At 74.1% G+C, this 23411-nt stretch carries 22 protein-coding genes; 11 read left to right on the forward strand and 11 right to left on the reverse strand.

The window, feature by feature from the left end; translation table 11 throughout:
• Positions 1 to 52: 52 nt before the first annotated feature.
• Together IF89_RS0129695 and IF89_RS0129700 are read right to left on the reverse strand one after the other, a co-directional pair.
• Positions 53 to 955 carry a hypothetical protein gene (locus tag IF89_RS0129695; protein WP_030774674.1) on the reverse strand — a complete coding sequence of 301 codons (903 nt, stop codon included), beginning with the start codon at positions 953 to 955 and terminating at the stop codon, positions 53 to 55.
• Between the two features lie 454 nt (positions 956 to 1409).
• Complete coding sequence (locus IF89_RS0129700; protein WP_030774676.1) at positions 1410 to 2912, reverse strand: hypothetical protein; 1503 nt, start codon at positions 2910 to 2912, stop codon at positions 1410 to 1412.
• Positions 2913 to 3123: 211 nt separating this feature from the next.
• Here IF89_RS0129700 and IF89_RS0129705 point away from each other — a divergent pair, with 211 nt between their 5' ends.
• The 5 genes from IF89_RS0129705 (at position 3124) to IF89_RS0129725 (ending at position 6712) form a co-directional block, all read left to right on the forward strand.
• Positions 3124 to 3891, forward strand: coding sequence for a LamB/YcsF family protein (locus tag IF89_RS0129705; RefSeq protein WP_030774677.1), 768 nt, complete (start codon positions 3124 to 3126; stop codon positions 3889 to 3891).
• Entirely contained in the window at positions 3888 to 4508 is a 621-nt protein-coding gene (locus IF89_RS0129710) for a 5-oxoprolinase subunit B family protein (protein ID WP_030774678.1), read from the forward strand. The genes IF89_RS0129705 and IF89_RS0129710 overlap by 4 nt, the downstream gene beginning before the upstream one ends.
• A gap of 1 nt (position 4509) precedes the next feature.
• The gene (locus tag IF89_RS0129715) at positions 4510 to 5367 is read left to right on the forward strand and encodes a biotin-dependent carboxyltransferase family protein (RefSeq protein WP_030774680.1); all 858 of its coding nucleotides are present in this window, start codon (positions 4510 to 4512) and stop codon (positions 5365 to 5367) included.
• 92 nt (positions 5368 to 5459) lie between these two features.
• Positions 5460 to 6032, forward strand: coding sequence for an RNA polymerase sigma factor (locus tag IF89_RS49120; protein ID WP_051807819.1), 573 nt, complete (start codon positions 5460 to 5462; stop codon positions 6030 to 6032).
• Positions 6029 to 6712 carry a hypothetical protein gene (locus IF89_RS0129725; RefSeq protein ID WP_030774684.1) on the forward strand — a complete coding sequence of 228 codons (684 nt, stop codon included), beginning with the start codon at positions 6029 to 6031 and terminating at the stop codon, positions 6710 to 6712. Before IF89_RS49120 ends, IF89_RS0129725 begins: the two co-directional genes overlap by 4 nt.
• A 97-nt stretch (positions 6713 to 6809) precedes the next feature.
• Here the strand turns inward: IF89_RS0129725 and IF89_RS0129730 are convergent, their stop codons facing one another.
• Both IF89_RS0129730 and IF89_RS0129735 read right to left on the reverse strand, forming a co-directional pair.
• Positions 6810 to 8207, reverse strand: coding sequence for a hypothetical protein (locus IF89_RS0129730; protein ID WP_030774686.1), 1398 nt, complete (start codon positions 8205 to 8207; stop codon positions 6810 to 6812).
• 321 nt (positions 8208 to 8528) lie between these two features.
• Positions 8529 to 8945 (reverse strand): ankyrin repeat domain-containing protein, encoded by a 417-nt coding sequence (locus tag IF89_RS0129735; RefSeq protein ID WP_030774688.1) that lies wholly within the window; start codon positions 8943 to 8945, stop codon positions 8529 to 8531.
• 303 nt (positions 8946 to 9248) lie between these two features.
• Here IF89_RS0129735 and IF89_RS0129740 point away from each other — a divergent pair, with 303 nt between their 5' ends.
• Both IF89_RS0129740 and IF89_RS0129745 read left to right on the forward strand, forming a co-directional pair.
• On the forward strand, positions 9249 to 9443 hold the full coding sequence (locus tag IF89_RS0129740; protein ID WP_030031218.1) for a hypothetical protein: 195 nt from the start codon (positions 9249 to 9251) through the stop codon (positions 9441 to 9443).
• Positions 9444 to 9508: 65 nt separating this feature from the next.
• Entirely contained in the window at positions 9509 to 11098 is a 1590-nt protein-coding gene (locus IF89_RS0129745; RefSeq protein ID WP_030774690.1) for a membrane protein, read from the forward strand.
• 51 nt (positions 11099 to 11149) lie between these two features.
• Here the strand turns inward: IF89_RS0129745 and IF89_RS0129750 are convergent, their stop codons facing one another.
• Positions 11150 to 12652: a PLP-dependent aminotransferase family protein gene (locus IF89_RS0129750; protein ID WP_030774692.1), complete on the reverse strand. Its 1503-nt coding sequence runs from the start codon at positions 12650 to 12652 to the stop codon at positions 11150 to 11152.
• A gap of 173 nt (positions 12653 to 12825) precedes the next feature.
• Here IF89_RS0129750 and IF89_RS0129755 point away from each other — a divergent pair, with 173 nt between their 5' ends.
• The 3 genes from IF89_RS0129755 (at position 12826) to IF89_RS0129765 (ending at position 15772) form a co-directional block, all read left to right on the forward strand.
• Positions 12826 to 13596, forward strand: a complete 771-nt coding sequence (locus IF89_RS0129755) for a glycerophosphodiester phosphodiesterase (RefSeq protein ID WP_030774694.1) — start codon at positions 12826 to 12828, stop codon at positions 13594 to 13596.
• Between the two features lie 148 nt (positions 13597 to 13744).
• On the forward strand, positions 13745 to 15073 hold the full coding sequence (locus IF89_RS0129760; RefSeq protein WP_043194576.1) for an MFS transporter: 1329 nt from the start codon (positions 13745 to 13747) through the stop codon (positions 15071 to 15073).
• A gap of 324 nt (positions 15074 to 15397) precedes the next feature.
• Positions 15398 to 15772 carry an RNA polymerase-binding protein RbpA gene (locus IF89_RS0129765; protein WP_007262928.1) on the forward strand — a complete coding sequence of 125 codons (375 nt, stop codon included), beginning with the start codon at positions 15398 to 15400 and terminating at the stop codon, positions 15770 to 15772.
• Between the two features lie 77 nt (positions 15773 to 15849).
• On the opposite strand, the gene fxsA is transcribed toward IF89_RS0129765, so the two are convergent.
• The 4 genes from fxsA to IF89_RS0129785 form a co-directional block, all read right to left on the reverse strand.
• On the reverse strand, positions 15850 to 16440 hold the full coding sequence (gene fxsA, locus IF89_RS0129770; protein ID WP_030774697.1) for an FxsA family membrane protein: 591 nt from the start codon (positions 16438 to 16440) through the stop codon (positions 15850 to 15852).
• A gap of 109 nt (positions 16441 to 16549) precedes the next feature.
• Complete coding sequence (locus IF89_RS0129775) at positions 16550 to 17335, reverse strand: polyprenol monophosphomannose synthase (RefSeq protein WP_030774698.1); 786 nt, start codon at positions 17333 to 17335, stop codon at positions 16550 to 16552.
• A 364-nt stretch (positions 17336 to 17699) separates the two neighbouring features.
• A complete protein-coding gene (locus IF89_RS0129780) occupies positions 17700 to 19328 on the reverse strand; it encodes an amidohydrolase (protein WP_030774699.1) in 1629 nt (542 codons plus the stop codon).
• 90 nt (positions 19329 to 19418) lie between these two features.
• A complete protein-coding gene (locus IF89_RS0129785) occupies positions 19419 to 19859 on the reverse strand; it encodes an Lrp/AsnC family transcriptional regulator (RefSeq protein WP_030774701.1) in 441 nt (146 codons plus the stop codon).
• Positions 19860 to 20075: 216 nt separating this feature from the next.
• On the opposite strand from IF89_RS0129785, the gene IF89_RS0129790 reads away from it, so the two are divergent.
• A complete protein-coding gene (locus IF89_RS0129790) occupies positions 20076 to 20546 on the forward strand; it encodes a hypothetical protein (protein WP_030774703.1) in 471 nt (156 codons plus the stop codon).
• A gap of 56 nt (positions 20547 to 20602) precedes the next feature.
• On the opposite strand, the gene IF89_RS0129795 is transcribed toward IF89_RS0129790, so the two are convergent.
• Both IF89_RS0129795 and IF89_RS0129800 read right to left on the reverse strand, forming a co-directional pair.
• Positions 20603 to 21694 carry a phosphotransferase family protein gene (locus tag IF89_RS0129795; protein WP_030774705.1) on the reverse strand — a complete coding sequence of 364 codons (1092 nt, stop codon included), beginning with the start codon at positions 21692 to 21694 and terminating at the stop codon, positions 20603 to 20605.
• A 94-nt stretch (positions 21695 to 21788) separates the two neighbouring features.
• The gene (locus tag IF89_RS0129800) at positions 21789 to 22922 is read right to left on the reverse strand and encodes a hypothetical protein (protein ID WP_030774708.1); all 1134 of its coding nucleotides are present in this window, start codon (positions 22920 to 22922) and stop codon (positions 21789 to 21791) included.
• Positions 22923 to 23411: the final 489 nt, after the last annotated feature.

The raw sequence follows: 23411 nt of genomic DNA on the forward strand, positions 1-23411 counted from the left end.
GCGGCGGACTCTCGTGGTGTCTGGGTGCGGCGGGGTCTACGGGGTGGGGGGCTCAGGCGTGGAAGGGCAGCCCGGCGTCGGCGGCCAGCTCCAGGTCGTCGCCCTCGGGCGGCGGCAGGAGGGTGGCGGAGCCGTCGCTGACGGGGACCACGCCGAGTTCCAGGAGCTCGGCCATGGCCGCGCTGCCCGCCATGTCGCGGACCTGGAGCTGGTAGCGGGGGGTGGTGCGGTAGGTGCCGCCGGCCTCGTCGCCGGTGCGCTGGAGGAAGCCGGATTCGGTGAGGAAGGCGGCGGCCTTGCCGACGATGCCGGTGGTGGAGCCGGCGAGGCGGCGGGCGTCCTTGGTGGCGCCGGTGGCGCTGCGGCGGGCGTAGACGCGCCAGGCGGCCTCCAGGCCGGGGGCGTCGGAAGCCGGGTCGGTGTTCTCGCCGAGCTCCTCGGCGCGCTCCTCCAGGCGGCGGCAGGTCTGCCGGACGAAGGCGTCGACGCCGTTGACGGTGACGCGGCCGATGTAGCCGTCGTCGGCGAGGTCCTCGGGCCGCGGGAAGGCGAGGGCGGCGACGGCCAGGTGGGCGAGGCCATGCAGGAAGCGGTCGGCGGAGTCCGCGGCGGTGCGGCGGGCGTAGTCGCCCATCCGGACGGCGAAGACGGAGTCCTCGTCGGCGGCCACGGCCATGCCGGCGCGCGGGGACACCTCCAGTACGACGAGGCCGAGGCCGGTGGCCACGGCGTCGGCGAGGCGGCCGAAGGCGGGCTCCTCACGGTAGCGGCGCAGGAGTTCGGCGTACTCGGCGTCACGGGCGGGGGCGAGCTTCGGCTGGAGGCCGAAGGCGACGAGCCGGGCCGCGTCGGCGGCGTCCGCCGGGGTCACCGCTCCTGCGGTGGCGGGCGCGACGGGAGCCGACGGCGTGTCGGGCTCGCTCCACGCGGGGTGCTCGGCGTGGTGGTCGCTCACGGGCGGGTCTCCTCGGCGGTGCGGGGCGTTCGGGCGGTACGGGTGGTACGGGGGCGGTCGGGGGGTTCGCGGCGCGGCGCCGGCGGTTCCGGGTCGCCCGTACCCGTCGGTGTCAGGGGCTCGGGGTGGCCGGGGGTGATGCCCGGGGCAACCCGGCTCCGCCGGGCACCGGGCTCCGCCCGGACCCGCGCCTCAAACGCCGGCGGGGCTCGAAACGGCACCGCCTGGGCTGGCGTGAGCACGTGCCGGGCGGGGTCGCCCGCGGGCAGGGGCAGGCGCGGCCCCAGCAGGGCCCGGCCGCCAAGCGACAGCGCATGGGGCGGCCCCGGCCGGGCCCGGCCGCCAAGCGGCGAAGCCGGGCACGGCCTCAGCCGGGCAAGGCCGGCGGTCGGCGGGGCCGGTACGGGTGGGGCGGTGGGCGCCCAGCGGGCGGAGGGGGCCGGGGTGGGGCGGGTCACGAGGACTCCGCGCGGTCGGCGGCCATGCCGGCGGCGTCGAGGAGGGCGGTGCCGACGATGAGGTCGGCGCCGCCGAACTCGGGGTCGTCGAGCTGCGTGCCGTCGTCCACGGCGAAGAGCAGGCGCTCCTCGCCCTGGCGGTACGCGGTGCCCACGGCCGGGCTCGCGGCGTGCACGGCCAGCAGGGCCACCAGGTACGGCAGGTCGGCGTCGCTGCGGCGGGCCTCCGCGAGCAGTCCGGACAGTCGGCGCGGGGCGTCGTGCGGCAGGTCCAGGAGCTGCATGGCGGCGGCGAGCTGCTCCTCGGTGAAGCGGCTGTCGTCCGGGGTGGCGATGAGGTCGGGCTCCGGCATCTGCGCACCGAGGTGCTCGCGCTCCACCGGCGGGGTGAGCAGGATCTCGACGAGGTCGGCCACCCGCACCGAGACGGGCGTGCGCAGTCCCGCGCCGGCGGCGAAGAAGGCGTCGGTCACCCGGCGGGCCTCCTCCACGGGCCGCGGCAGGATCGGGGCGACGAGCTGGCCGTACAGGTCGATGCCGGTGCGCGGGGCGGGGGCGGCGAAGGCCTGGCGGTCCTGCTCGGCACGGAACAGCGGGCCGGCGTCGAGCAGTCGGGACTGGAGCTGGGTGTGGCGGCGGATGCAGTCCTTGACGATGTCGACGAGCTCGGCGGCGCGCCGCTTGTTCTCCGGCTCCTCGGCCTCGTCGCGCGCCTTGCGGATGTTGGTCAGGATGGCGTTCTCGTGGCGGTAGCGGTCGGCGACGTGCTCCAGGGCCTCGGCGATCATGTCGGGGACGGCTTGGAGCCAGTCCACCGCGCGGACGTTGCGCCGGGTCGCGTCCAGGGTGCGGCGCAGGGTCTCCGCGTACTGCACGGTCCGGTACCGGGCCTGCTCGGCGGCGAGCTGGGCATCCGCGAGGCGGCCGCGGCTGATCAGCACCTCCAGCTTGACCTCGGCGGCGATCTGGGCGCTGGTGACGTCGGTGTCGAGGGCGCCGACGAGGACGTTGACGGCCTCGTCGGTGGTGCGCAGGTAGACCGCGCCGCCGTAGGGGACCTCTTCGATCAGCTTGAAGTCGTAGTCGCGGCGCACATAGACGCCGTCCGGGCCGAAGGTGCCGTAGATCGCGCGGAAGCCGCGGTCCACACTGCCGACGTTGATCAGGTTCTCCAGCACCCAGCGGGCCACCCGCTCGTGCTCGGCCGCCGGGCGGGAGGGGGCCTGGGCCGCGACGCGCGGCAGCAGCCTGGCCACTATCTGCTCGTGGTCGGCGCCGGTGTCGAAGTCCATGTTGAGGGTGACCAGGTCGATCGCGGCGAGCGCGACCTCCGCCATCGCATAGACCCCGTACTCACCCGCCAGATTGGCCTTGCGCACGTCGAGGTCGTGCAGCGGGGCGGTGCAGGCGAGGGCGCGCAGCCGCCGGGCCAGGCCCTCGTCGGCGGCCGGGCCCGGCGCCGGGGAGGGAAGGGTCTTCGCCGGGGCGGGGAGAGTCACGGACAAAGACTAGGCGCTGACAGCGACAACATCCCAAACCGCATGGTTCGGCCGGATCGTCCCGGGCTGCGGCACCGCTGTCACCCGCCCCGCCGGCACCACTGTCACCCGCCCCGCCGGCCCCGGTGTCACCCGCCCCGCCGTGCCCTGCGGAGGGGCCTCGCGGCTGCTCTACCCTCAGCGCATGGATTCCATGATCGCACCCTCGCGCGTGATCGACCTCAACGCCGATCTCGGCGAGGGGTACGGACGCTGGGCGCTCACCGACGACGAGGCCCTGCTCTCGGTGGTCACCAGCGCCAACGTCGCCTGCGGCTTCCACGCCGGCGACCCGTCCATCATGCGCCGCGTCTGCGAGCTGGCCGCCGCGCGCGGCGTACGGATCGGCGCGCAGGTCTCCTACCGCGACCTGGCGGGCTTCGGTCGGCGCTCCATGGACGTGCCGCCCGGGGAGCTCGCCGACGAGGTGGCCTACCAGATCGGCGCGCTGGAGGTCTTCGCCCGGGCGGCCGGCTCGCGGGTGTCCTACGTGAAACCGCACGGCGCGCTCTACAACCGGACGGTGCACGACGCCGGCCAGGCCGCCGCCGTCGTCGCCGGCGTCCGGCTGGCGGCCGGCGCGGGGGCGACGGGCGGTCTGCCCGTGCTGGGCCTGCCCGGCTCGCTCCTGCTCGCCGCCGCCGAGGAGGCGGGGCTGGCCGCGGTGCCGGAGGCGTTCGCCGACCGTGCCTACACCCCGGCCGGGACGCTGGTGCCGCGCACCGAGCCGGGCTCGGTGGTGCACGACCCGGACACGGTGGTGGCGCGGGCCGTCGCCATGGCGGCCGCCGGCACCGTGACGGCCGCCGACGGCTCCGCCGTCCCCGTGGCCGCGCGTTCGCTCTGCCTGCACGGGGACACCCCGGGGGCGGCCGGGCTGGCCCTGCGCGTCAAGGAGGCGCTCGGCGCCGCCGGGGTGCGGGTGGAGGCCTTCACGTGAGGACGCTGGTGGTGGGCGCCGAGGCGCTGCTGATCGAGGTGGACTCGGCGGACGAGGTGGCGGCGCTCCATGCCGAGCTGTTGCGCCGCCGGGACGCGGGCGCGCTGGGCCCCGTGCGGGACCTGGTGCCCGCGGCACGGACCGTACTGCTCGACGGCGTACGGGACCCGGCCGGGCTCGGGGCCCGGATCGCCTGCTGGAAAGTGCCTCCCCTGACGCCCGGGGAGGGCCCGCTGGTCACGGTGGAGGTGCGCTACGACGGTCCGGACCTGGCAAAGGTGGCCCGGCTGTGGGGGGTGGGGCCCGGGGAGGTGCCGGGCATCGTCGGCGGCACGGTCTTCCGGGTGGCGTTCTGCGGGTTCGCACCGGGCTTCGGGTACCTGACGGGGCTGCCCGAGCGCCTTCGGGTACCACGCCGGGACACCCCGCGTACGGCTGTGCCCGCCGGCTCGCTGGCGCTGGCGGGCGAGTACGCGGGGGTGTACCCGCGCTCCTCCCCCGGCGGCTGGCAGCTGATCGGCTCCACCGACGCGGTCCTCTGGGACCCGGCACGGGAACCGGCGGCGCTGTTCGCCCCGGGGGTCCGGGTGCGGTTCGCGGAGGCCGGCCGTGGCTGAGCTGCTGGTGCTGCGGGCGGGCGCACTGACCACGGTCCAGGACCGGGGCCGCCCCGGGCACGCGCACCTGGGGGTCCCCCGCTCGGGGGCGCTGGACACGGCCGCGTACGCGCTGGCGAACCGGCTGCTCGGCAATCCGCCGGACGCCGCCGTCCTGGAGACGACTCTGGACGGGGTGGCGCTGCGTGCCGCGGGGCCGGTGGCCGTGGCGGTCACGGGCGCGCCCTGTCCGGTACGGGTCTCCGGCCGCCCGGTGGCCTGGGGAGCAGCAATCCGGCTGCCGGCCGGGGCGGAGCTGGAGGTGGGCCGGGCGGAGTCGGGACTGCGCAGCTACGTCGCGGTGCGGGGAGGTGTGGCCGTCCCGCCGGTCCTGGGCAGTCGCTCCACGGACCTGCTGTCGGGCCTCGGGCCGGCGCCCCTGTCGGCCGGGACGACGCTGCCGGTGGGCGCGGCCGGACCGGCTCCGCTGCCCGGGGCGGACGCGTACGGGCTGCCCGGTGCGCCGTCGGAGCTGCTGCTGCCGCTGCGGCTCGGGCCGCGGGCGGACTGGTTCACCGGAGAGTCCCTCGCCGGACTGTGGTGTTCGGCGCTGCGGGTGTCGCCGCGGTCCAACCGGATCGGGCTGCGCACGGAGGGCGGGCCCGCGCTGGTGCGTGCCCGGGCCGGGGAGCTGCCGAGCGAGGGCATGGTGCTGGGCGCCGTCCAAGTGCCTCCGGACGGCCTGCCGGTGGTGTTCCTGGCCGACCATCCGGTGACGGGCGGGTACCCGGTGGTCGGCGTGGTGCCCCCGGGGCGGGCCCTGGACGCGGCGGCGCAGGCCCGCCCGGGGACGCCGGTCCGGTTCGTACGGGCCCGGTGACCCTCGTACGGGCCCGGTGAAACGCGTTCGGGGGCTGCGGCCAAGTACGGGGTGAGGGGGCCGACCGGGTCCCCCGCGCAGGGAGGAACCGGGTGCAGAGCCCACGACACGAGACCGGGCCACCGGATCTCACCACGCCCGAGGGTTTCGGGACGTTCTACGAGGACCACATCGACGCCGTACTCGGCTTCGTCACCCGCCGGGTGGCCGATCCGCACCTGGCGGCGGACCTGACGGCGGACATCTTCCTAGCGGCGATGGGATCGGCCGGCACGTACCGGGGCCACAGGGGAGCCCCGGTCGCCTGGCTGTTCGGCATAGCGCGCAACATCCTGTCGGGCCATGCCCGTGGCCGGGCCCGCGAGAGCAGCGCCCTGGCCCGGCTGAGCGGTCGTCGCCTCCTCGACGACGAGGACGTCGCGGCGCTGGAGGAGCGGATCGACGCCCAGCGGGCCTTCCGCGACCTGGCCGAGCGTCACGCCGCGCTGTCCGAGCCGCTGCGGGCAGCGCTCGACCTGGTCGTGCTCGACCAGCTCACCCCGGCCGAGGCCGCCCAAGCCCTCGGCGTCACCCGGGCGACGGTCCGCGTCCGCCTGCACCGGGCCCGCCGCGCCCTGCGCGCCCCTGGCTCCGTGACCGAAAGCCAGTTGGAGGCAGCCCGATGAGCACTCGGCCCACCGGCTTCGAGGAGCGGCTGAAGGCCGCGCTCCTGGCCCGTCTCCCGGAAGCCCCGCCCCCGGCGCCCGCCCGGCCCTTCGCCCGGCGGTACGGCATCCCGCTCGCGGTGGGCGTCGCCACGGCCGCCGTGGTCGCCGTCATGACCATGACGGGCAGCACCCGCGCCGGCTCGCTGCCCGCCGGCACGCCGAGCCCTCCTGCCGCGGACGCGCCCAGGATCACGAAGGAGCGGGACGGGTCGCTGCGGTTCGATGTGCCCCAGCGGGCGCAGGTCCCGGCACTGGCCGACCGGCTGAAGGAACTGGGGGTCGACGCCGTCTGGGTCCAGCCGGTGCCGGAACGCGAGTGCATCGGCAAGGCGGCGACTGTCCTCGGCGGGGGCCGCGCCCCGCAGCCCGATCCCGCGGCCGGTGTGTCGCGCGGCGATGACGGACGCACCCTCAAGGTCAACCCGAAGGCGGTCCTCCCAGGACACACCCTCGTGCTCAGTTGGACGCACTACCAGCCGTGGTGGGAAGGGCGGGAGGGGCTCAGCTTCGCCATCGTGCGGAACGAGTACGCCCCGTACTGCACGGGCGACTACACGGAGGCCGCCCGGGAAGCCCAGCGGTTGGGGCCCCCCACCCGCACACCGCCCCCGCCCCCCGGCGCCACCATGGCGCCCTGATCGCGCTCCGCCGCCGCACGGCGTCGCAGCACGCGGCCCGGCCCCCCTGTCGTCAGGGGGGCCGGGCCGGGCAGGTGTCGGGGCGGTGCCGGCGGCGCTACACGGTCGACTCCGGGGCGATGCGGCTGCGGACCGCGGACTGCACGTCCTCCTCCTCGGCCGGATCCGCTGCCAGGCGGCGCAGGCGGGGGGCCACCCGGGCGTCGGCGGTCTCGGCGTGGCGGGCGGCCACCTCGCGGGTGGTCTCCTCGCAGTCCCAGAGGCATTCGACGGCGAAGCCGGCGGCGAAGGTGGGGTCGGTGCTGGCGAGGGCCCGCGCGGCCCGGCCGCGCAGGTGCGACGAGGACGTCTCGCGGTAGATGTGGCGCAGTACGGGCGCCGCGCAGCCGATGGCGAGCCGGCCCGCTCCGTCGACCAGGGCGAACAGCCGTGGTGTGTCGGGGCCCGCGCCGCGGACGGTGGAGCGCAGCGCGCTCAGCACCAGGGGTGCGTCCTCGGCGCCGCCGCGGGCGGCGAGGGTGGCCGCGGCGGCCTCGCCCAGGGCGTCGGGGCGGTGGACCCAGCGCCGGGCCCGTTCCACGGCCTCGGGTCCGCACATGCGCTCGTACGCGGCAACGGCGGGCTCGTCGGCGGCGGCTTCGATGAGGTCCAGCACGGCCGGGTTGTCCGGTTCGGCGAGGACCAGGTGGTGCAGGGCGGTCGCCCGGGCCGCCTCGCCGTCGGCGCCGGCGGCCGCCGCCAGGATGGCCGGGCGGTCCTCGGGCTGGGCCACGGCGGCGAGGCAGCGCGCGGCGGGCACGTGCAGGGGGGTGCCGCGGCTCAGGCCGTCGGCGGCCCAGTCGAAGACGGCCCGGACGCCCCAGCCGGGTCGGGGGCCGCTCGGCGTCAGCTGGCGCTGCCAGCGGTCGAAGGAGCCCTGCCGTCGGGCCGCGCCCAAGCGCTCCCCGTACAGCGGCGACTCCTCCCACAGGCACCACGGCCGGGGCTCGTAGGCGTCGCGGACGGCGGCGGCCAGCAGCGCCTCGCCCTCCGCCGTGGCGGGGAAGCGGGCGAGGACGGGTCCGGCCAGTGACCGCAGTCCCTCGTCGTCGTCGCGCAGGGCGAGCTCGTCGAGGGCCCACGCCCAGTTCGCCCCGGAGGCGGCGTAGCGGCGCAGCAGCATGAGGGCGTCGTCGCGGCCGTACGAGGCCAGGTGGCCCAGGACGGACAGGGCGAGGCCCGTGCGGTGGTCCGTGTCGTCGACGAGGTCGTCGGCGCTGAAGAGGTGGCTCTCGATCTCGCCGAGGGGGCCGTCGAGGTCGAGGTAGAGCCGGGCGTAGTACAGCGAGCGGTTCTCGACCTGCCAGTCCTGGCGCGGATCGCGGAGCACGCACTGGTTGAGGGCCGCGAGGGCCTCCGCCCTGGGCGCCGCGAGTGCGTGCAGCGTGCCGTCGCCACGGCCCCGCTGGAGGAGGCCGAGCAGGGTACCGCTCGGCGCTATGACTGGTTCGAACATGGGAGTGGCCTCAAATCAAGCTGGGGACGCAACCGGGAATCGGGATTCACAGGGCCGCGTAACAGCATGTGAGGACGTCCGCCGTCTTGTTCCGCTCGATGTAGACCATTGCCTTCTCACTCTCGTCGGTGGTTCGTGACCAGGGGTGGCCGGACCGGGCCGGGACACCCTTCGTGTCCTGGCCCTCTGCCCGTCCCCCGTGCTCGCGAATCGAATCCGACGCCATGATGACCCAGCCGGTTTGTGCACCGCGACCACATTTACGGCTGCTGTGATCAACCTGTGAGGTCCGTACCGGCCCTGGCCCGGCAAAAAAGCGGATTACTCGGCTCCGAAGAGTTCCAGCAGGTCGGCCTTGGCGAACATGCGCGCCGTGTCCACCGCGGAGGGCGTTCCGGCGTGCGGGTCGGCCCCTCCGGCGAGCAGCGCGCGGATCACCGCCTCCTCGCCCTTGAAGACCGCGCCGGCGAGCGGGGTCTGGCCGCGGTCGTTGGCCCGGTCGGCCTCTGCCCCGCGGGCCAGCAGGGCCGCGACAGTGTCGGCGTGGCCGTGGTAGGCCGCGAGCATGACGAGGGTGTCGCCGCGGTCGTTGGTGAGGTTCGCCGGGACCCCGGCGTCGAGGTACGCGGCGAGCTGTGCACTCTCACCCTGACGGGCCATGTCGAAGATCTTGGTCGCCAGCTCGATGACGTCCTCGTCGGGGCCTTCCGGGGAGGTGCCTCCGGTGTGCTCGCTCATCGCGCGTACCGCCTTTCACTCGCTGCTGGCATGAAGCTTCCCCAGGCCGTGCGGGGCAGGGGTGCGCACGGCGCTGCGTCCGTACGGGTGAAGCGCCAGGGTAGCGCCCTGGCCTGGGCATGTCGGGGTCGGGCCGAGCAGCGGGAGGGCTGTGACCCCGATACGGCGGGCGCGCCAGCCGGACTGAGCCGGTCAAGTGAAAACCCACCGGATTCACCCGTATGCACCTTTTTTCGCATTGATACTTCCTGTGAGCCTGGAACAACTGATGGTGACTGTCCCCACCAACCAGGAGAGCCCCTCATGGTCCTGTCCATCTCAGGCGTGGTCCTGCTCGGCATCATCTGCTTCCTGTTCTTCAAGAAGGACGGGATGAAGCTGACGCACGCGTTCGTCTGCTCGCTCTTCGGCTTCTTCCTCGCCGGCTCCGCCATCGCCCCGAGCATCACGGCGAGCACGGCGAGTCTGGCGAGCCTGCTCGGCGGGATCAAGCTCTAGCCGCCGCCGAGCAGGAACACCAGCCCCACCCGGAAGACCGATCACCACAACTCCAGGAGACGCCCGTGGCCCGGCGCCCACTCCCCCGCATTCTCAGCAGCGGCACCGCGTCGCTGGCCCGGGGCCGCGACTTCGCTCGCACGGCCGCCGACAGTGCCACGGACGTCCTCCATCCGCTCCTCGTCATCGGACGGGGCCTGCGCATCCTGGCCGCGGCCGGGCGGCGCAGGTGGTCCGAAACGCCTGCGGACAAGCGCGGACCCGCCCTGTTCCTGGGCGCCGCCCTGGTCCTCGTGGTCGCGCTCGTCCCCTACGGACCGCTCCTCGCCATGATCACCCTGATGGCGGCGGCGGCCTGGCGGGGACGCGACCGCACCCCGGCGAGGACCGGACCCAGCGACGCCGAGGCCGAACGGCTCGGCGCCCTCTACGAGGCCCTCGTGCCGTACTTCTCCATCCCGGAGGACCCCACCCCCCTCTTCGCCCACGGCGGCGAGTGGGACAAGGCCTTCAGCGGCTACGAGTTCGACGACGCGGGCCGGATCACCCGGCTCCACATCCGCTACCCGGCCTACTTCACCGACGGCGAGGCCGCCTCACGGGCCCGGATCGAGGCACTGCTGCACGCCAAGTCCGGGCGGGGCCGGGAGTACCTCTTCGACTGGGACGAGGAGGGCAACCAGCTCGACCTCAGCGTGCTGGCGGCGCTGCCGACGGGCATCGCCGCCCAGCCGTTCGTCACCTCGCCCGGGGAGAGCGTGCTCGGCTTCACCGACGCCCGGACCGTGCAGCGCACCCTGCCCGTACTGGACGGCGAGCAGCCCCGCGACGTCCCGCCCGTGATCTGGCGCACCGGCCCCCGCTCCACCGAACCCCACCTGCTCGCCGTCGGCCAGCCCGGCAGCGGGACCTCCACCCTGCTCCGCTCCCTCGCCCTGCAGGCCCTGCGGCACGGCGCCGACGTCCTGGTCGTCGACGGCGGCGGCAGCGGCGAGTACGCCTGCCTGACCGGCCGCGCCGGCGTCCTCGCCGTGGAGTGCGGGCCGGTCGGCGCGGTGGCCACCCTGGAGTGGGCCGCGCAGGAGACCGAACGGCGGCTCATCGCCACGCACCGGGCCCGCGAGGCCGGCCGGCCGGCGCCGGAGGACACCCGGCGCCCGCTGTGGATCCTGCTGGACCAGCCCAGCGTGCTCGCGCACCTCGCGGTCGCGGAGGGCGGTCCCGACCCCATGGGCCACCTCCAGGTGCCGCTGCGCCACGGGCGGCCCGCGCACATCACGGTGGTCGTGGCCGAACCGTTCGACCACCTGGAGATGCTCCACGACGCGGTGTGGCAGCACACCCGGGCGCGCATCGTGCTCGGGCCCGCCGCGATCCAGCAGATCACCGACGTCCTGGGGCTGCCGCCGCACACCACGCCCCCGTCGCAGGTGCCGCCGGGGCGGGGGTACGCGCGGCTCGGCACGGGGCCGGTCCACCGGCTCCAGGTGCCGGCCACGCCGGATCCCTACGACGAGGCCGCGCATCCGGCGTACCGGCAGGCCGTGCTGGAGCTCCTGCCGGAGCGGCAGCCCGGTCCTGCGGGGGCGGAGGGTCCGGCGGAGGCGGCGGAGCCTGCGTTGGTGAAGGCGCTCGACGCGCCGGAGCCGTCGTAGCACCACAACCCCCGTGGTGCGGGGCCCGTGCCGGGGCGGGTTGTCCTTCTTCTACGCCACGAACGTGCGCGGGGGTTCTCCCGAGCTGTCGCCCGCGCCGGTGCCCACGAGGCGGGCCGCCGCCGCCAGGCGGGCGGCCGCCTCCTCGGCCACCGGGCCGCCCACCGTGAACGGCAGCCGCACGTAGCCCTCGAAGGCGCCGTCCACGCCGAACCGCGGGCCCGAGGGGACCCGTACGCCGACCCGCTCGCCGACCTCGGCCAGCCGGGATCCCGAGAGGCCGCCGGCGCGGGCCCACAGGGTCAGGCCGCCGGCCGGGACCTCGAACTCCCAGTCGGGGAGCTCCCTGCGGACCGCCCTGACCAGGGCGTCACGGTTCTCCCGGGCCTGTCGGCGGCGCATGTCCACCGCCTCCTGCCAGCCGCCGGTCCGCATCAGCCAGTTCACCGCCAGTTGTTCCAGCACCGGCGTGCCCAGGTCGGCGTAGGCGCGCGCCGCGACCAGGCTGCGGATCACGTCGGGGGCCGCGCGGACCCAGCCGATCCGCATGCCCGCCCAGAAGGCCTTGCTCGCGGAGCCCACGGTGATCACCGTGCTGCCGGCCGGGTCGAAGGAGCAGACCGGGCGGGGCATCACCAGGTCCGGTTCCACTTGGAGTTCGACCATGGTCTCGTCGGCGACGAGGACCGTTCCCGCGGACCGGGCCGCCTCGACCATCGCGCGGCGCTGCTCCTCGGAGGCGAGGGCGCCGGTGGGGTTGTGGAAGTCGGCGACGACGTACGCGAGGCGGGGGGCCGAGTCCCTGAGGACCTGGCGCCAGACGTCCATGTCCCAGCCGGTGAGCCCGTCGGCCATGGCCACCGGGACGAGCCGGACCCCGGCGGCGCGCATCAGCTGGAGGATGTTGGCGTAGGAGGGGGATTCGACGGCGATCCGCTCCCCGCGGCCGGCGAACATACTGCAGATGGCGTCGATGGCGCCCATCGCCCCGGTGGTCACCATGATCTGCTCGGGCATGGTGGGGATGCCCTGCTCGGTGTAGCGGTCGGCGAGCATGCGGCGCAGCGCCGGCAGGCCGGCCGGGTAGTCCCCGTGCGTGTGCGCGTACGGGGGCAGTTCCTCCAGGGCGCCCTGGACGGCCCGGGTCAGCCAGGGTTCGGGGGCGGGCAGGGCGGCGCAGCCGAGGTCGATCATCGACCCGAGGGCCTCGGGCGGTAGCGGCTCCAGGCCCCGGGCGGGCAGCGGGTTCCCGGCCGGGACGGAGGTCCAGCTGCCCGAACCCCGGCGGGACTCCAGGAAGCCCTCCCCCCGCAGGGCCTCGTAGGCGGCGGCGACGGTGGTGCGGCTGACGGAGAGGGCGACGGCGAGCTCCCGCTCGGCGGGCAGCCGGGCGGCGACCGGGACGCGCCCTTCGAGGACGAGCAGCCGGATCCCGTCGGCGAGGGTGCGGTAGGCGGGCGGCTTGCGGGCACCGGGTACGGAGTTCCGCTCCTGCTGCGAGGTGATGAGGCGGGCCAGCTGAGCGGCACCGACCGCTGAGGTCCATTCGGCCATGGCGTGCGGTCCACTTTCGTCCGATTGGCCTCGTTCAAGGCCTGGATTGGATTGCTGTCCGAGGCACAGCGTGCCACGAGCCAGTCCACTTGCACCAGGGGCGTACCGGGCCGCCCGCATCCCGTTCACCCTGCGTACCACCGGCACCTGCGGACAGGGGGGATACTGCGGCCGTGACGCACGTACGCCTTCGCCATCCCTATCTGGACCACCCGGCTCCGATTCCGTTCGCGCACCGGGGAGGTGCCGCGGACGGTCTGGAGAACACCGTCGCCGCCTTCCGCCGGGCCGCCGAAGCGGGTTACCGGTATTTCGAGACCGATGTGCACGCCACGGCCGACGGCAAACTCGTCGCCTTCCACGACGCCACGCTGGACCGGGTCACGGACGGCCGGGGCCGGATCGCCGAGCTGCCCTGGAAGCAGGTGCGCGAGGCCCGGGTGGGCGGCACGGAGCCCCTTCCGCTCTTCGAGGAGCTGCTGGAGGAGTTTCCTGGAGCCCGCTGGAACATCGACGTCAAGGCCGAGTCGGCGCTGCACCCGCTGGTCAACCTGATCGCGCGGGCCGGGATCTGGGACCGCGTCTGCGTGGGTTCCTTCTCGGAGAGCCGGGTGGCCCGCGCCCAGAGGATCGCCGGCCCGCGGCTGGCGACCTCGTACGGTGTGCGCGGGGTGGTCGGGCTGCGGCTGCGCTCCTACGCGATACCGGCGGCGCTGCGCGTGGGGGCGGTGGCCGCGCAGGTGCCGGAAACCCAGGCGGGCATCCGCGTGGTCGACCGGCGCTTCGTGGAGACGGCGCACGAGCGGGGCCTGCAGGTGCACGTGTGGACCGTGAACGAACCGGAACGCATGGAGGCTCTCCTCGACCTGGGTGTCGATGGCATCATGACCGACCACATCGACTTGTTGCGCACGGTGCTGGACCGGCGCGGCGCCTGGGCCTGACCCGCTTCCGGTCGTCGCGCAGGACGCGGCGGCCGTCGCGGTACAGGACCACTGAGGGGGACGACGAGTGAGCGCGGACGAGAGCAGCCGGACCGAGGAAGCGGAACCGGGGGCGGAGGACGGCAGATCCGCCGGGGCGGACAAGGCCCTGGTGGCCGCTGCCGCCGAGCGCAAGCGCCAGCAGCGCGGCTGGTACTTCTACGACTTCGCCGTGTCGGTGTACTCGGCGAGCGTCCTGACGGTGTTCCTCGGGCCGTACCTCACCTCGGTGGCGAAGGCCGCAGCGGACGCGGAGGGCTTCGTGCACCCGCTGGGGATACCGGTGCGGGCCGGCTCCTTCTTCGCGTACTCGGTCTCGGCCTCGGTCATCCTGGCCGTCCTGCTGATGCCGCTCGCGGGCGCGGTCGCGGACCGGACCGGCCGCAAGAAGCCGCTGCTGGCGGCGGCCGCCTACACGGGGGCCGCCGCGACGACCGCGATGTTCTTCCTGGGCGGTGAGCGGTACCTGTTGGGGGGCTTCCTGCTGGTCGTGGCGAACGCCTCGCTGTCGGTGTCGATGGTGCTGTACAACGCCTACCTGCCGCAGATCTCCACCCCCGACGAGCGCGACACCGTCTCCTCGCGCGGCTGGGCCTTCGGCTACACCGCGGGCTCCGTGATGCTCGTCATGAACCTGGCCCTCTATCTGGGCCACGAGGCCTTCGGCGTCTCGGAGGGCATGGCCGTCCGGATCTGCCTCGCCTCGGCGGGCCTGTGGTGGGGCGCCTTCGCCCTGATCCCGCTGCGCCGGCTGCGGGACCGGGCCGTGGTCCGGGACCCGGGGGCGGCGCCGGCCGTCAGCGGCTGGAAGCAGCTCGTCGCCACTTTCAAGGACATGCGCCGCTACCCGCTGACCCTGTCCTTCCTGCTGGCGTACCTGATCTACAACGACGGCGTGCAGACGGTGATCTCCCAGGCCTCCATCTACGGTTCGGAGGAGCTGGAGCTGGAACAGGGCACCCTCATCGGGGCCGTGCTGCTGGTGCAGGTCCTGGCGGTCGGCGGCGCGCTGGGCATGGGGCGGCTGGCCCGCATCTACGGCGCCAAGCGGACGATCCTGGCATCGCTGGCCGCGTGGGCGGTGACGCTGGGAGTCGGCTACTTCCTGCCGGCGCGGACGCCGGTGTGGTTCTTCGCCCTCGCCGCCATGATCGGCCTGGTGCTGGGCGGCAGCCAGGCCCTCTCGCGCTCGCTCTTCTCGCACCTGGTGCCCGCGGGCAAGGAGGCCGAGTACTTCTCGGCGTACGAGATGAGCGACCGCGGCCTGAGCTGGGTGGGACCGCTCGTCTTCGGCCTGACCTACCAGGTGACGGGGAGCTACCGGGACGCCATCATCTCGCTGGTGGCCTTCTTCGCACTGGGGTTCCTGCTGCTCGCGCGAGTGCCGGTGCGGCGCGCGGTGGAGGCGGCGGGCAATCCTGTACCGGAGCGGATCTGAGCGCGGGTCCGAGGCCCGGGCCCACCCGCTCCCGGTCCGGATCCACGAACGAATTCCGAACGGATTTAGACGTTGCAGCGAAGGGCCGGTAGTGTACGCCTTTGGCCTGCCAGGCGGACCGTTACTGCGCGCCAAAGAAGTCTAGACGTTGGGTGACATCTGCTGCCAGATGTGACAAAACGGGCACTGGTGGGTACAACAAGGGGCGGTACGACGGGCGACGCACGACCCGGAGCGGGAATCTATACCGCCGACCGGACGTTGACCGGATGACGACGACAGCGACACCTGTCCTGTGGGCGACAAGCCCGGGAGGCACGATTCATGAGTGAGCGAGCTCTCCGCGGTACGCGCCTCGTGGTTACCAGCTACGAGACGGACCGCGGCATCGATCTGGCCCCGCGCCAGGCGGTGGAGTACGCATGCCAGAACGGACATCGATTTGAGATGCCGTTCTCGGTTGAGGCAGAGATTCCGCCGGAGTGGGAGTGCAAGGCGTGTGGCGCCATGGCACTCCTCGTGGACGGGGACGGGCCCGAAGAGAAGAAGGGCAAGCCTGCGCGAACGCACTGGGACATGCTCATGGAGCGACGCACTCGCGAGGAGCTGGAGGAAGTGCTGGCCGAGAGGCTGGCCGTCCTGCGCTCCGGCGCCATGAACATTGCCGTGCATCCGCGGGACAGCCGCAAGTCCGCCTGACAGCCGGACGAACGCACAAGCCGAGGGGCCCCGCCGCACATCGTGCGGCGGGGCCCCTCGGCGTGCTCCGGCGAGCCCTAGGGGGCCAGCGGCGGACGATAAGTGTCCGGGCCGGCGTCGGGGCCCGGCCGGTCCTCGCGGACGACCTCACCCTGGACGACCTTGCCGTCCGGGTAGCGGATGCGGGCCTGCTGGAAGGCGTCGCCGAAGCTGCCGACGGGCGCCGAGGCCATCTTCCGCTCCAGGGAGCGCGTGGCCCTGCGGCTGACCAGGGCCCGCACGGGCGGAAGCAGCAGGAGCAGGCCCGCCACGTCGGAGAGCAGGCCGGGCAGCATCAGGAGCAGGCCGGCCAGCATGGTCAGCCCGTTGCCCCGGCCCGGCTGCTGCGGGGCGGGCTGCCGGCCCTGCTGCGCCTGCTGGAAGGTGTCCGTGAGGTTCTTGAACGCCCGGCGTCCGGCGCGCTTGATGACCACCGCGCCCAGGACCAGTCCGCCGGCGATCAGCGCGGCCACGGCCAGCCCGCCGGCCGCGTCGGCGACCAGGCCGAGCAGCCAGATCTCCAGGATCAGCCAGGCGGCGATGGCGAGGGGGAGGAAGGTACGGGCGGGCGAGCGCCGACGGGGAGCCGTCGAGGTGCCCGTCCGCAGGGATCCAGTGCCGGTCGTCATAGCACCCAGTGTGCCTGGGGCCGGATAAAAGTGTCCTCAGCCGGAGGTACGGGACGCCCCCCCTAGGGGGGCGTCGTACCGATCGGGCCCGATCGGGCCGTCGTGCGGGTCAGGCGGTGCCGCCCCGCCTGCCGGTGTCCTTGCCGAGCAGCTTGGCCGCCTGGGTCTTCAGGCCCCACTGGGTGACCCGCCAGAGGGCCTCCACCACGATGTCCTTGCTCATCTTGCTGTCGCCGAACTCGCGCTCCACGAACGTGATGGGCACCTCCACCACGCGGAAACCCTTCTGCACGGCCCTGCGGGCCAGGTCCACCTGGAAGCAGTAGCCCGCCGAGGCCACCTCCTCCAGGCCCAGGCCCTCCAGGGTCTCGCGCCGGAAGGCCCGGTAGCCGCCGGTCACGTCCCGGATCGGGACGTCCAGCATCAGCCGGGAGTACGTCGAGCCGCCGCGCGAGAGGAACTCCCGCGTCTTGGGCCAGTTCACGACGCGGCCGCCCGGCACCCACCGCGAGCCCAGCACCAGGTCGGCGCCGGCCAGCGCAGTCAGCAGCCGCGGCAGCTCCTCGGGCTGGTGGGATCCGTCGGCGTCCATCTCGACGATGACGCCGTAGCCCTCCTCCAGACCCCAGACGAAGCCGGCGAGGTAGGCGGCGCCGAGCCCCTCCTTGCCCTTGCGGTGCAGCACGTGCACGTGGTCGTCACCGGCCGCCAGCTCGTCGGCGAGCTTGCCGGTGCCGTCGGGGCTGTTGTCGTCGGCGACCAGGATGTGGGCCTCGGGCACGGCCGCCCGGACACGGCCGACGATCAGCCCGATGTTCTCCGCCTCGTTGTAGGTCGGAATGATCACCAAGGCTGTACCGAGCGGCCCGTAGGCCCGCTGTCCGCCGTCGCTCACTGAGTCCCCTTTTGTGCGTGTGCACGTCCTGTACGTCTGGTCGCAGAGAACGACTCTAGAACATCGGCCGCGGCCCGCCCCGGCGGTGCGGGTGCCGCGGGCCTCCCCGCCCGGCCCGGTCGGGCGGTCGGGGCCCGCGGTCCTTCGGGCCGATCCGGCGCCCGCTGGCTGCGGGCCGCCCTGACCGTTGTCTACTGGACCGCCGGACCCCGACCTCGGGCCACCCGCCGCCCGGCGAAACCTTCACTCGCCCCCGAGGCGCGGGCGCGCTGAGCAGACGGATCCGTCCGGCACGACGTCCTGTGGTGGACCCGGCCGAACCTATCCGGGTCCGAGCGCCCGTACCGAACCGAGGCCGACCGGATCACCCCTGTGGGCGTACGAATACCTCCCGCCCGCCGACCACGGTCGCGAGGCACACCGGCAGATCGGATCCGGGGGTCAGATCGGGCAGTCCGGGAGTGCCCGAGCGCGGGTCGGTCGACCAGCGGGCCACCCGGTCGTCCGGCGCCTGCACCACCAGTTCCCCGGTCCGCCAGACCGCGTAGTCGGCGGGGGCGCCGGGGACGAGGGTCCCCGCGTCGTCACGGCCCAGCGCCCGCCAGCCGCCCCGCGTGTGGGCGGTGAAGGCCGCCCGCACCGAGATCCGGTGCTCCGGCGTCCGGTGGAAGGCGGCCGCGCGGACGGTCCCCCACGGGTCGAGCGGGGTCACCGGCGCGTCCGAGCCGAAGGCCAGCGGCACCCCCGCCTTCAGCAGGGCCGCGTAGGGGTTGAGGGTGCGGGCGCGCTCGGCCCCGAGCCGGTCGGCGTACATCCCGTCCTCGCCGCCCCAGGCCGCGTCGAAGGCCGGCTGCACCGAGGCGGTGAGCCCCAGCTCCGCGAAGGCGGCGATGGTCGCCGGGGTCATCATCTCGGCGTGCTCGACCCGGTGCCGGGCCGCCCGGACCCGCGCCAGGCCGACCTTCTCGGCCGCCGCCCGGACCCCCTCGACCACCGCGGTGACCGCCGCGTCGCCGATCGCGTGGAAACCGGCCTGCAACCCCTCCTCGGTACAGGCCGCCACGTGCTCGGCGACGGCGACCGCGTCCAGGTACTCCGTCCCCGTGTGCGAGGCGTCGGCGTACGGGTCGTGCAGACAGGCGGTGTGCGAACCGAGGGCGCCGTCCACGAACAGGTCGCCCGCGGCCCCCACGGCGCCCAGCTCCCGGGCCAGGGCGAGGTCCCGGTCGGCCCAGTACCCGAACACGCGCGGCCCCGGCCGCTCCGCCGCCAGGGCCAGCAGCCCGGCGAAGTCCTCGGCCGAGGAGATGTCGGGCCCGCCGCACTCGTGCACCGAACCGATGCCGAGCGAGGCCGCCCGGTCCAGCGCCGCCCGCTGCGCCTCCGCGCGCTGGGCCGGGGTGATCGCGGCGAACGCCGCCCGCCGTACGGCGTGGTGGTCGTCGGCGGTCAGCGGCCGGTCCCCGTCGGGGCGCACCCCGGGCACGAGGTCGAGCAGGGCGGTGGTGACCACCGCGGAGTGGACGTCGACGCGGCTGAGGTAGAGGGGACGGCCTCCGGCGGCCTCGTCGAGCTCGGCGCGGCGCGGCGCGCGGCGCTCGGGCCAGCGGGCGGCGTCCCAGCCGTGCCCGAGCAGCACCCGGTCGCCGGGCCGGCTCGCGGCGTACGCGCGCACCAGGTCCAGCGCGGCGGCCAGCGAACCCGCTCCGGTCAGGTCCAGCCCGGTCAGGGCCAGACCCGTGGACGTCGTGTGGACGTGCGCGTCGGTGAAGGCCGGCGTGACGAGCGCGCCGCCCAGATCGACGACCTCGTCGACGCCCTGCGCGAAGGCGTCGGCCGCGCCTTCGGAACCGACCCAGGCGATGTGGCCGCGTTCGACGACCATCGCCGTGGCGAAGGGGTCCGCGGGGCTGTGTACCTCGCCCCCGCGGAGGAGGACGGTCCTGGTGGGTGCTCCGACGGCTTCGGCGGAGGGGGCGGTGCGGTCAGTCATGCCCACCAGTGTCCCGCGTCGCCCCGCACCCCCTGACCTCCGGGTACCCCGTAGGGGGTGCCGGACGCGGGGCGGACGTGCTGCAGGGGGTCAGACGCGGGGCGGTCGTGCTTCGTAGGGCGTGGACAGGACCACCGTCGTCCGCGTCGCGACGTGCGCGAGGGCGCGCAACCGGCCGAGGAGGTCCTCCAGCTCCAGCGGGGTGGCGACGCGCACCTTGAGGATGTAGTTCTCGTCGCCCGCCACGCTGTGGCAGGCCTCGATCTCGGGTACGCCGGACAGCCGCTCGGCGATGTCGTCGGGGGCGCTCGGGTCGAAGGGCTTGACCGAGATGAACGCGGTCAGCGGCAGGCCCACGGCCTCCGGATCCACCACGGCCGCATAGCCGCGGATCACCCCGCGCTGCTCCAGACGGCGTACCCGCTGATGGACTGCCGATGTGGACAGTCCCGTGGCCTTGCCCAGATCCGTGTAGCTCATCCGCCCGTCCCGCACGAGCAGATCCACGATCTGGCGGTCCAGCTCCTCCATTGCGCTCATAGCCGCTCAACTTACGGCCAAAGGCACTCCAGGCCCAGTGCTGTCCGCCCACTGGAGGCATCTGCGCCGGGCATGTGACCAAGGCCACAGGGGTATGCAGGTGGAGGCTGGTCTGTTGTGGTTACTCGTGACGCGCGACGGGAAGTGGTTGCTGTGGCCGAGGCCGAAGTACCTGCCCGCCCGGCCCACCCAAGGGGGAGTACATCCATGCTGAACACCAAGCGCACCGGTCGCAGCGAACCGGAGCCTCTCGCATCCCTCGACTCCGGGGACGACGCCTACCCGGAGGACGGCGAATACCCCGACGACGTCGAGGGGTTCGAGATTTACCACGCGGTGTGCCCCGACTGCGGCCAGTCGATCGCGCTCGTCGCGGACGAGGAGTACCTCCCGCAGCACGCGCTCTGCCTGACCCCGTGGAACCCCTTCGGACTCACCGTGTGCGCGGGCACCGGCCGGCCCGCCGCCGACGCCCTCCCCTCCGTCGGGGCTCCCCAGACGGCGGAGGCCCAGGAGCCGGCTCCCTTCGCCCTTCCCGCCCTGCCCCAGGGCCTGGACTGGCGGACGCAGCCGTTCTCGCACGTGGGCGGCCCGGGTTCGCGTCCGATCCGCGTCGTGCGGCCGGTCCTGCCCCAGCCGCAGGCGCAGACGCGCCAGCAGCACGCCCAGGCGGCCTGAGCGGCAGCACCGCCCGGACGCGCCCGCCGCGCCCGGAAGCCCGTTGCCCCGCTCGCCTACCAGTACGTTCCCTGCACCATGGCGGCCAGACCGACGTGGTGCAGGATCAGGCCGTCCGGGTCCGCAGGGACCTCGACCTCGCCGAAGTGGGCCTGCCGGTAGGCGATGCGCAGCATCACGATCGCGTGCCGCAGGGCGGCGTAGAGGGTGTGGAACTCCATGTCCCGCGGTACGTGGCCGGTCAGTTCGGCGTAGCGCCGCTCAAGGTCGTCCCGGCGCAGGAAGTCCGGCAGACCGGGCTGGCCGAAGCTCACGGTGAGGTCCTGGAAGAACCGGTGGAGGTAGACGGTCCAGCCGAGGTCCACCTCGCGCGGGGCGTACGCCGCCATCTCCCAGTCCAGGACCGCCACCGGTGTGAAACCGTCGTAGACGACGTTGCCGATCCGGGCGTCGCCCCAGTTCAGGACGGAGGGGCCCTCGTCGGCCGGCCACAGCTCCTCCAAGCGGTCGAAGGCCCGCTCGATCAGCGGGGACGGTGCGAGGCCGCGCACCACCCAGGCGTAGTAGGCGCGTTGGGACTCCACGTGCCGGCGCAGCGGGCTGCCTGCACCCTCGGGCAGCAGGAACTCGGCCTCCTTGGCCGGGAACTGGTCGTGCAGCCGGGCCAGCAGCGAGATGCTCGCCTCCTGGAGCGCGGCGCGTTCGGAGTCCGACGCCGCGTGCAGCCAGTTGCCCTCGTAGGTGTAGGGCATGACGTCGGGCGGGACCCGGCCCTGCGCGCGGGCCATCACGAAGAACGGGGCGCCCAGCGGCCCGGGGTCCTCCTCCAGCCACTGCACACGCGGGACGGGCACGTCCGTGTGCTCGGCGACCAGGCTCATGACGCGGTGCTGACGCGGCATGTCATAGGTCGGGAAGACGGTGTAGGCCGCCGGGTCGGCGGCGAGCCGCAGTGCGCAGGCGCGCAGCGGGGTGTCCGGGTGCTCCAGGTCGAAGAGCAGGGTCTCGCTGGACATCCCGTTCGAACCGGGGACGCAGACGTTGGTGACCCGCGCCCCGGGGAGCCGGGGCGCGAGCCAGGCGGCGACGCGCCGGCCGAGCTCCTCGGGCTCTCGGGTGGAGGTGCGCGGACGCGGTGCGGTGGCCATGGGGACCCCTTCTCCTGCTCGGACATGGACCTGCGAGGGCTGCGCGGTACGGGGATCGGCGGCCATGCGGCTCGGGGGCTACGGGGCTACGGGGCTACGGGGCTACGGACGAATAGTCGGCGAAGCCGCTGGGGTCGTGGCGGCCGAAGCTGCCGTGCTCGAAGATGCCGTGCCCGGTCTGCCCGTCGAGCGTGAAGCGGGCCGAGTGGTCGGTGACCCCGAAGGCGGCCATGGGATGGGCGGCCGGATGGGAGAGGTCGTAGACGCGCCGGTCGCTCCAGCCGCGCCCCTGCCAGGTGCCGTGCTGCCAGTCCCCGGCGGGCGGATAGCCGGCGCCGACGGCCAGCGGGGAGGAGTTGAGTATCTCCACACCCAGTTCCAGGGGCTTGCGCGACGGGTCGGTGAGGTGGACCACGGCGCTCTCGGGGTGCCGGGTGCCGGGGCGGTAGCGGATGTCGGTGTGCGGCCAGCCGAGCTGGACGTCGGCCCGGCCGCTGTCCTCGGGGAAGACCTGCACGGCCTCGTTCAGCGTGCGGTGGCCGTCCGCGTCCTCCTGGGCGATGACCATGACGAAGCGGTCGGCGAACCGGACCGGGATCCAGAGCCAGTGGAAGCCGTCGGGCCGGTACTCCTCGGCCGCCCGGCCCCCTTCCTCGCCGGGGATCGGCCGCACGCCCCAACTCCGGTCGCGGGTACCGCTCCACTCCCCCGCCGTCAGGGTGAACTCCTCGCCCTTGGCCCGGATCGTGCCGGTGACGTTGCCGGCCTGCACGAAGCGGCGCCCTTCCAGCATGAGGCGGTCGCCGCGCCGCTGGATGTGGTGGGGCTCCCAGACGGCGGGGAACTCCGCGGTCCAGGTGATGTCGTACGAGAGCCCGAGCGCGTCGCCGGCATCGGGGGCGCAGCGCAGCGTGAGCTGCCTGAGCGGCACGTCGACGACGATCGACAAGGGTCCCACCGAGAGGTTCATGCGGTCGTCGGTGAGCGCGTCGGAGGCCCGGACGGCGAGGAGTTCGTCACCGAGGCGGAGGGTGGCGTAGGCGTCGATGACACCGGCGTTGGGGTAGACCCCGAGGCCGAGGATCAGGACGGCACGGCCGGCGTGGTCGAAGACGTGGAAGATACACCGGTCATAGGCGTTCCGGTCCCCGCTCACGAGGTGCTTGATCGACAGGGGGGCCTGGTGGACGGGGTACTCGTCGAGCGCGACGGGCCGGTCGACGGCCATGGCGGACCTCCAGGTCGGCTTGCATCGGGGCGGGGGCCAGGGCGGGCGAGGACAGGGCGGGCGGCGGTGCGGTGCGGTGCGGTGCGGTGCGGTGCGGTGATGAACGGATATGACGGTACGTCAGAAACGCTGGTCGGCAACAGAGTTCTGACACTCCCTGCCAACCCGACACAGGATGGCGGCAGACGCCGCGGGGTAGGGCGGCAGCAGGGCGATGGCGGGACGAGCGGACCACGCGGGCGCTCCGCCGGGGGAACGGGGGCCGGAAGACGCCTGGACGGGGACGGGCAGCGCGGGGCGGCTTCGGTGGGGCGGGAGCCGTGTGCTCGGTATCAGGAACGGTCTGGGGGTTTCCCGTCAGTCCCATCGTCCTTCCGTGCCGGGTCGGTCCGTCAAGGGCGCTTCCTTCGGTCGCGTCGCTTCGCGATGGAGCTTCGCTCCACCCTTGACCGACCGCCCCGTCCCGGAAAGCCGAAAGACTGCCGGGAA

The organism is Streptomyces sp. NRRL F-2664 (genome assembly GCF_000719345.1).
GTDB lineage: Bacteria > Actinomycetota > Actinomycetes > Streptomycetales > Streptomycetaceae > Streptomyces.

What these genes read in the sequence shown, in the direction of transcription:
- IF89_RS0129790 (WP_030774703.1), top strand. Translation starts at nt 20,076, where the DNA reads ATGCTGAACACCAAGCGCACCGGTCGCAGCGAACCGGAGCCTCTCGCA.
- IF89_RS0129740 (WP_030031218.1), top strand. Translation starts at nt 9,249, where the DNA reads ATGGTCCTGTCCATCTCAGGCGTGGTCCTGCTCGGCATCATCTGCTTC.
- IF89_RS0129785 (WP_030774701.1), bottom strand. Translation starts at nt 19,859, where the DNA reads ATGGAGGAGCTGGACCGCCAGATCGTGGATCTGCTCGTGCGGGACGGG.
- IF89_RS0129735 (WP_030774688.1), bottom strand. Translation starts at nt 8,945, where the DNA reads ATGAGCGAGCACACCGGAGGCACCTCCCCGGAAGGCCCCGACGAGGAC.
- IF89_RS0129725 (WP_030774684.1), top strand. Translation starts at nt 6,029, where the DNA reads ATGAGCACTCGGCCCACCGGCTTCGAGGAGCGGCTGAAGGCCGCGCTC.
- IF89_RS0129800 (WP_030774708.1), bottom strand. Translation starts at nt 22,922, where the DNA reads ATGGCCGTCGACCGGCCCGTCGCGCTCGACGAGTACCCCGTCCACCAG.
- IF89_RS0129780 (WP_030774699.1), bottom strand. Translation starts at nt 19,328, where the DNA reads ATGACTGACCGCACCGCCCCCTCCGCCGAAGCCGTCGGAGCACCCACC.
- IF89_RS0129750 (WP_030774692.1), bottom strand. Translation starts at nt 12,652, where the DNA reads ATGGCCGAATGGACCTCAGCGGTCGGTGCCGCTCAGCTGGCCCGCCTC.
- IF89_RS0129730 (WP_030774686.1), bottom strand. Translation starts at nt 8,207, where the DNA reads ATGTTCGAACCAGTCATAGCGCCGAGCGGTACCCTGCTCGGCCTCCTC.
- fxsA (WP_030774697.1), bottom strand. Translation starts at nt 16,440, where the DNA reads ATGACGACCGGCACTGGATCCCTGCGGACGGGCACCTCGACGGCTCCC.
- IF89_RS0129765 (WP_007262928.1), top strand. Translation starts at nt 15,398, where the DNA reads ATGAGTGAGCGAGCTCTCCGCGGTACGCGCCTCGTGGTTACCAGCTAC.
- IF89_RS0129795 (WP_030774705.1), bottom strand. Translation starts at nt 21,694, where the DNA reads ATGGCCACCGCACCGCGTCCGCGCACCTCCACCCGAGAGCCCGAGGAG.